The following is a 6,101-nucleotide window of genomic DNA, read 5'->3' as shown; positions in this document are numbered from 1 at the left end:
TTGAAGGGATTTTCCCTGTAGGGGCAGTCCCTTGTGGCTGCCCACATCCATCATTTTAGGAGTGACACAGCACTAGTGGCAGAACTGCCAAAACAAATTCGACTTAGTTGCTTCTGTGTTAGTTGTTCAAGAAGCAAGGCAGGGCAATCCAGAAGAGGTGAAAGCGAGGCTTGATGCGCTAGATACAATAACTACGTTGGAACTTTCTGAAAATGCGTTAGTTTTAGCTGAAAACTTGGTGGACGAGGGGGCGATACCATTGACAGCATTTGAGGATGCTCTCCATATAGCTATTCCAACAACAGCAAGTGAGGTTGAATACTTAGTGTCTTGGAATTTCCGACACATCGTTAATGCAACAATGCGTCCGCGTATCGATGCTGTTTGTCACAAAGCGAATTATGAGCCAATTATCATTTGTACTCCTGAAGAATTAATGGGGGATGATTAAAATGTGTAATAAATGTGACCCAATTGTGGATGAAATTCGTAAAATCAGAGAAGTACACGCTGCGAAATTTAACTACGATCCTCGTGCAATTTACAACGACTTCAAAGAACAAGAACGACACGATGAGCGTATCTACGTTTCCGACACGCTCCATGACCGTGAATTTCGTAGTAATATTAGGATACAGACTACCAATAAGCAAAGTGGAGAAAACAAAAAATGACACAACAGAACCGCAACGTCCTCATCACCGGCGGCACTGGTATATTAGGGAGTGCCGTCACCAAAGCCTATCTCGCACAAGGCGACACTGTCGCTGTTACCTATCTGTTTGAGAACGAAGTCGAAAGTTTCAAAGAATACAATCCCGAACTCAGTGAAGACGTGACATTCCTCTTTGCGAACGTCACCGAAGAAGCCGAAGTCCAGAAGACCATTGAGGAATTTTTATCCAAATTCGGTTCGCTGGATGTCTTAGTGAATATCGTTGGCGGGTTTGTCGGTGGGATTCCAACTGCCGAGCTTGAAGAGAACAGGTGGGATTTTATGATGGACCTTAACCTCAAATCGGTTTTTCTGTGTTGCAAAACAGTCATACCCCACATGACCGAACGTGGTTACGGCAAGATTATCAACGTTTCCGCACGCGCTGGATTGAAAGGTGAGGCAGGACTCAGTGCCTATTGTGTCTCTAAAGGCGGGGTCCGCACCTTGACCGAGGCGTTGGCGGCTGAGGTGATGGATTCGGGGGTAAATGTTAATGCCATTATGCCGAGTGTTATGGACACACCCGCGAATCGTGAGTCCATGCCGGACGAGGAGCATGACCGGTGGGTAGCACCTGCCGATGTCGCCAAGGTGATATGTTTCCTGACTTCTGACGATGCAACGATCATCAACGGTGCTGCGATCCCCGTTTACGGCAGGGCGTAATTTACTTCCAGCGTATATACCTAAAAAGAGAAGCAACGGCATCAAAATGATGCCAGCACTACCGAAAGGGTTTATCCAGTTGCGTCTGCATGAGTCTTTCTAAAATTTGCAGGCGCAACGCCGTTTCAACGTCCGCAACTTCAGGTCTACCCGCGAGGTTCTGTCCCTCGTTTGGGTCGTTCTGCACATCAAATAAGAGATAAACCTCGCCATCTGCGTTGAGAGCAGCCTTCCACTCCTGATTTAGGAGCATAATCTCACCCTCTATTTCCGAAATCGCGAAGTCTCGGTGTATCGCGTCAGGTTGCGTCAACACGGGACACAGCGATTTCCCGAATTGACGATTTTCTAACTCACTACCTGCCACTTCAACAAGCGTTGGACCGATGTCGATCCATTCCGCTGGGCTCTCACAAACGCTCCCCGCGTTTGCACTGTCAGGGGTTCGCACGAGTAGTGGGATCCGAACGGCACCATTGAGGAAGTTGCTCTTGTAGATGAGTCCATAATCCCCGTTCATTTCACCGTGGTCGGAGGTGTGGACAATGATTGTGTTTTCAAGTTCGCCGCGTGCCTCAATTGCATCGAGAATCTCCCCGATTTGATCATCAATGAGTGTCACATTACCTGCGTAATTCGCTCGGAGTCTTCCGATTTCGCCGGGTCCAAATGTCGGGTTCACACGCTGCATGAGTCTGTCCAAATGCCCACGAGGACGTTCTCCTGCCGGTGGACGCGAGACGGCTGAGGGCATGTCCTCAGGATTATACATACTGGCATACGACTCGGGCGTGTCCCACGGCTCATGGGGTCCTCCGAAACTGACCCAACAGCACCAAGGTTCCTCCCGTTCATAGTTCTGGAGGTATTGCTTCGCTTGTTGCCCGACGTAGACATCGGCGTAGTCTTCAAATCCGAGCGTCGAGGGTCGGACGAGATGCGGTTTTGTGCTGAACCGTTCGCGATAATCGGCACGATAAGCCTCCCACAACCCTTTCTCTTCCCACATCGCGGTCATGTGGGACAGCACCTTCGCGCTTGCCCGCGGTCCACCGATTTCGTTCACATCGTCCAATCCATAGGCATTCATTAAGTCCTCACGTTCGCGTAGATCGCCGCTGTGCGGATGGAGATGTGTTTTACCGAAAAGACTTGTCCGATACCCAGCATCGCGCACGGCTTGCATCCATGTCGGCGTTTCGGCAGGCATCTGGTGGTTCATGTTGTTCCAGACGTGGGTGTTGTGCGGATACAAGCCTGTCGCCAGACTGAGTCGCGTCGGAATACAGACGGGTGATGTGGTAACGCAGTTTGTGAACCGGATACCCTCACTGGCAATCCGATCCAAATTTGGGGTCTGTACCCAATCGCCACTGCAACTCATCGCGTCCCAACGCTGTTGGTCTGTCATGAGCAAAAGGATGTTCGGAGTCGCCATCGTTATCCTCGTTCGATTCCGGCTTCTTTAAAAGCGTTCGCCAATGTTTCATAAGAAAGTGTCGCGGCGGCGAGCGGATCGTAATCTTCTCTCGCTTGCACCATGAAACTCACCTCAGCAGTAATGAATCCATCATAACCATGTGCTCGCATCCGCTTGAGGTAGTCAACATAATCAAAAGGACCTTCGCCGGGGATGAGGAACTCGTGATCCGGGGCAGTGCCGCGTTGGTCTTTGACGTGTGTATGTGCCGATACGGGTGCTAACGCTGACACCGTCTCTTCGGTTGTCATACCGACAATATCGAAATGGCTGATGTCAAAGTTAACTTTGAGATACGGTGAGTTGACAATTTCGAGGAGTTCAAGCACCTTTGCAGGTGTATCAATAATCGCACCGACATGGGGTTCCATCGCGATGGTGACACCCCGCGATGCCCCGTAATCGACGAGTGCTCCGACCCGTTCTGCGAGGAAACCTTTCTTAGATTCCCACTCCTCTGGCTTTCCACCCGGTGTCGTATTGACAGCGGCGAGTTCGTCCCCTTGTGCGAGTTCAACTGCTAAATCAACGCCACCTTTCAATCGCCACATGTTTTTCGCGTGGGCTTCCGGATCCGTTTCCAATAGACTGGAATGCGCAGCGATGGCTGGCAGTGCCAAATTATGCTGTTGGAACAGGGATGAAATCCGTTTCCGTTCTGTTGCGTCAAGTGTGCTAAGTTCGGTGGTAAAGCGGGGAATAATGGTGAGTTCAACGCCATCGTATCCGAGGTTGGCGAGATGGGAAAGAGCGGTATCTATGGGGACGGTAGGCATCCCCCATGTGCTATATCCAAGTTTCATTTTTTAATTTTTCCTTGCGGCTTTTTATTTTTCCTTGCGGTTAAATGGCGTGGGTTTGAACTTGAGCATCCTTTTCTTAAGTCCGCCCTCCATTTCATTACGGGCTACGGGTTTTGAACTACGAAGAAGGTTTCACAACGGTTTCCGGTGAAGCTCACGTCCGACTCTAAGGAAGAATGTCCAAGCAACTAAAAACCTGGACGGAATGAAATTAGGTTCCCTTAAATGGCATAATTTGTCTTTACTTTACATCTGCGGCACAACGTCAAAAAATTGAACCGAGCCAGTCGTTAATTAGAAAACCCGCGCGGTGAATCAAGAGCGCGACACGCCCCATTACAGTGTTACCGAACGCTGCACCGAACCCTATCATGAGAAAAGCAATACCAATTTTTGAGAACCATCCAACAGGTCCCTGATGTTCCACAGAGAAAAAGAAATAGATGAGCGTACAAATCAAACCAATGACTATAAGGACTGCTCCGATAATATCGCCAAGGGGTAGCGAACCGGCATGCATTTGTGCAAAGGGTGTAAGTGTGCCGTGTGTCTGCTCGAAAATAGATGCCCGTAACACATTCGGGATAGCAATTCCAGAGTTAAACCCGATGAGGATAGCAATAGGATAGCGAATTAACCACGCGTGCCGTGCGGATAGCCGAGCAAAAAAGAGCAAACCGATGCCAATCGGGAATATTTTGAATAAACCACTGAGGGCTTCACTTGTCTCTGGTGTGGCTTCACCTCTTATTTGGGTCCCAAGTGCACTCACTGCCTCAGACAGCGGATTCCAAGCTAACGGTATGAATCCTTGATGAATAGTAATGACAATACCATATCCAACCGATATTCCCACGAAGAGATGTTCTGCAAACCGATAGAACGGGTTATCTCTGTAAAGGAAACTGTAGATACAAAGCGTCAATAGTGCTGCAATCCAGATACCAAAAATTTCCATCAATCTACTCCCCCCCGCCGTCTATGAATGAAAAAAGCAATATTGCCCAGAAGGACTAATCCGATAAGGAAAACATGGACGAAGGATGCTGTATTTAAGCCTATAGTTCCATCCCCAGGAGCGTCTAACAGTTTCTCATACTCAGTGGCTCCCAAATAACCCGGCATCAAACCGACCAACTGTCCGGTTTGCAGGAACGGATACATCTGTGCGATAATGACCCCTGTAACGCCTGCACCAATTTTTAAACCGTATCTTGTGTTTGCGTAAATAATCCAGGCTTCCGTTGAACTTCCAGCGGCAAGGTCAAGTAGCAAGGCAATCTGGTCGTAGTTCTTAATATTTTTCATCATCGGAATTTCATTAATAGCCGTTCCACTGTAATCGGTTTCAAAAACACCGGCGATATTATTCCCCATCCCAAGGATGACCTGTAAAACACCAGGGCGGTAACCCAAAAAAACGTAATCCTCACCATAAACCGCATCGTTTTCCGCAGCAATTTTTTGCATAAGACCGTGAGCCAAGGTAGGCATGTTCGCATAAAGGGTCACTCCAATGACATTCACACCTTTATCAAAGCAGTGCCGCAGCACCACCTTTGCCATGGGTTCTGGTTCAGCTAAAGAGGATGGACCGTAATCAAAAGCGAGCATAATGGTTTCGCCTGGAGAAAGTCCATCAATATAGTCATAAAGTTTCTGCGCCGGTTCGGACACCCGCGTCGGTAGCCTCACCGGGATAAGCGTTGGGATGATAACGACTACGGCAACGAATATAAAAATTATCCGCCGATCCATGTTCATTAATTTTTCAAGCATTGGCTAATCTCCTCCGCCCAAGTAAGAGCGTTCAATACCCAAAATAATCCGAATGGATTGTGAGATCACGCCTAAACTCACCCCAAGGATAATGCCGCGTCGTGCTGCGAGGTTAGGGATGTCTAAAATCCATTGGCGTGCTTTTGAAGCACCGTCTTCCAAAGGAAGCCATGACAGGACAGTGTTCCAAGCGAGGTCTCCCACGGGTACATTTCCTATCATTACAATCATTGCAGTAACGAGGAGCAAAGTTGCCTCAAACGTTCGGGCGCGGAAGGCACGGTAAGCTGCTGAAGCAATAAAGAAGGCAAGCAACGAAAACATTGTCGCGTCCATCGGGACTTGCACGTTGTTGTATAACCATTCAAAAACGGAGTTTTGCGGTCCAAAGGGAATACCTATTAAAACCATAACCGCCATGCTCACAAAGACAACAAGACTGTATTGCCAATGCTCCGCGCGGCGGCGAACCCGTGCTATATGGGTTTCAATGAGTGTCGCCACCGCCAAAACCAACGCGAATGGTATTATTATAAGATTCCAATCAATTATCTCTTCGTAAAGCTTTTGAGACGACGAATGTGGACTGAACTGCGTGAAGATGAGTGCTATACCAAAAAGAAAACAGAGGACTAAGGGTACTTGTCGTTTCATA

General features: G+C 48.4%; 8 protein-coding genes. 3 read left to right on the top strand and 5 right to left on the bottom strand.

What is annotated here, in order from left to right; all coding sequences use genetic code 11:
- Positions 1–115: 115 nt before the first annotated feature.
- Genes J4G07_10110 through J4G07_10100 form a run of 3 tightly spaced genes read left to right on the top strand, consistent with a single transcriptional unit; the run spans position 116 to position 1,384 of the window.
- Positions 116–451 carry a hypothetical protein gene (locus tag J4G07_10110; protein MCE2414349.1) on the top strand — a complete coding sequence of 112 codons (336 nt, stop codon included), beginning with the start codon at positions 116–118 and terminating at the stop codon, positions 449–451.
- Between the two features lies 1 nt (position 452).
- Positions 453–674, top strand: a complete 222-nt coding sequence (locus J4G07_10105) for a hypothetical protein (GenBank protein MCE2414348.1) — start codon at positions 453–455, stop codon at positions 672–674.
- Positions 671–1,384, top strand: coding sequence for an SDR family oxidoreductase (locus J4G07_10100; GenBank protein MCE2414347.1), 714 nt, complete (start codon positions 671–673; stop codon positions 1,382–1,384). The genes J4G07_10105 and J4G07_10100 overlap by 4 nt, the downstream gene beginning before the upstream one ends.
- Positions 1,385–1,442: 58 nt before the next feature.
- Here the strand turns inward: J4G07_10100 and J4G07_10095 are convergent, their stop codons facing one another.
- The 5 genes from J4G07_10095 to J4G07_10075 all read right to left on the bottom strand — a co-directional run bounded on the left by J4G07_10095 (position 1,443) and on the right by J4G07_10075 (position 6,100).
- Positions 1,443–2,822 (bottom strand): sulfatase-like hydrolase/transferase, encoded by a 1,380-nt coding sequence (locus tag J4G07_10095; protein MCE2414346.1) that lies wholly within the window; start codon positions 2,820–2,822, stop codon positions 1,443–1,445.
- Between the two features lie 2 nt (positions 2,823–2,824).
- Complete coding sequence (locus J4G07_10090) at positions 2,825–3,667, bottom strand: sugar phosphate isomerase/epimerase (GenBank protein ID MCE2414345.1); 843 nt, start codon at positions 3,665–3,667, stop codon at positions 2,825–2,827.
- Positions 3,668–3,932: 265 nt separating this feature from the next.
- The gene (locus J4G07_10085) at positions 3,933–4,628 is read right to left on the bottom strand and encodes a hypothetical protein (protein ID MCE2414344.1); all 696 of its coding nucleotides are present in this window, start codon (positions 4,626–4,628) and stop codon (positions 3,933–3,935) included.
- Complete coding sequence (locus J4G07_10080; GenBank protein ID MCE2414343.1) at positions 4,625–5,446, bottom strand: hypothetical protein; 822 nt, start codon at positions 5,444–5,446, stop codon at positions 4,625–4,627. Before J4G07_10080 ends, J4G07_10085 begins: the two co-directional genes overlap by 4 nt.
- Positions 5,447–5,449: 3 nt before the next feature.
- Positions 5,450–6,100 carry a hypothetical protein gene (locus J4G07_10075; GenBank protein MCE2414342.1) on the bottom strand — a complete coding sequence of 217 codons (651 nt, stop codon included), beginning with the start codon at positions 6,098–6,100 and terminating at the stop codon, positions 5,450–5,452.
- Position 6,101 lies beyond the last annotated feature (1 nt).

The organism is Candidatus Poribacteria bacterium, from assembly GCA_021295715.1.
Classification (GTDB): Bacteria; Poribacteria; WGA-4E; order WGA-4E; family WGA-3G; genus WGA-3G.
The sequence above is the reverse complement of the archived record's forward strand: the minus strand, read 5'-3'. Positions and strand labels throughout refer to the sequence as shown.

Coding starts and splice junctions, on each gene's coding strand:
- J4G07_10105 (MCE2414348.1), top strand. CDS start 453: ATGTGTAATAAATGTGACCCAATTGTGGATGAAATTCGTAAAATCAGA.
- J4G07_10100 (MCE2414347.1), top strand. CDS start 671: ATGACACAACAGAACCGCAACGTCCTCATCACCGGCGGCACTGGTATA.
- J4G07_10095 (MCE2414346.1), bottom strand. CDS start 2,822: ATGGCGACTCCGAACATCCTTTTGCTCATGACAGACCAACAGCGTTGG.
- J4G07_10090 (MCE2414345.1), bottom strand. CDS start 3,667: ATGAAACTTGGATATAGCACATGGGGGATGCCTACCGTCCCCATAGAT.
- J4G07_10080 (MCE2414343.1), bottom strand. CDS start 5,446: ATGCTTGAAAAATTAATGAACATGGATCGGCGGATAATTTTTATATTC.
- J4G07_10075 (MCE2414342.1), bottom strand. CDS start 6,100: ATGAAACGACAAGTACCCTTAGTCCTCTGTTTTCTTTTTGGTATAGCA.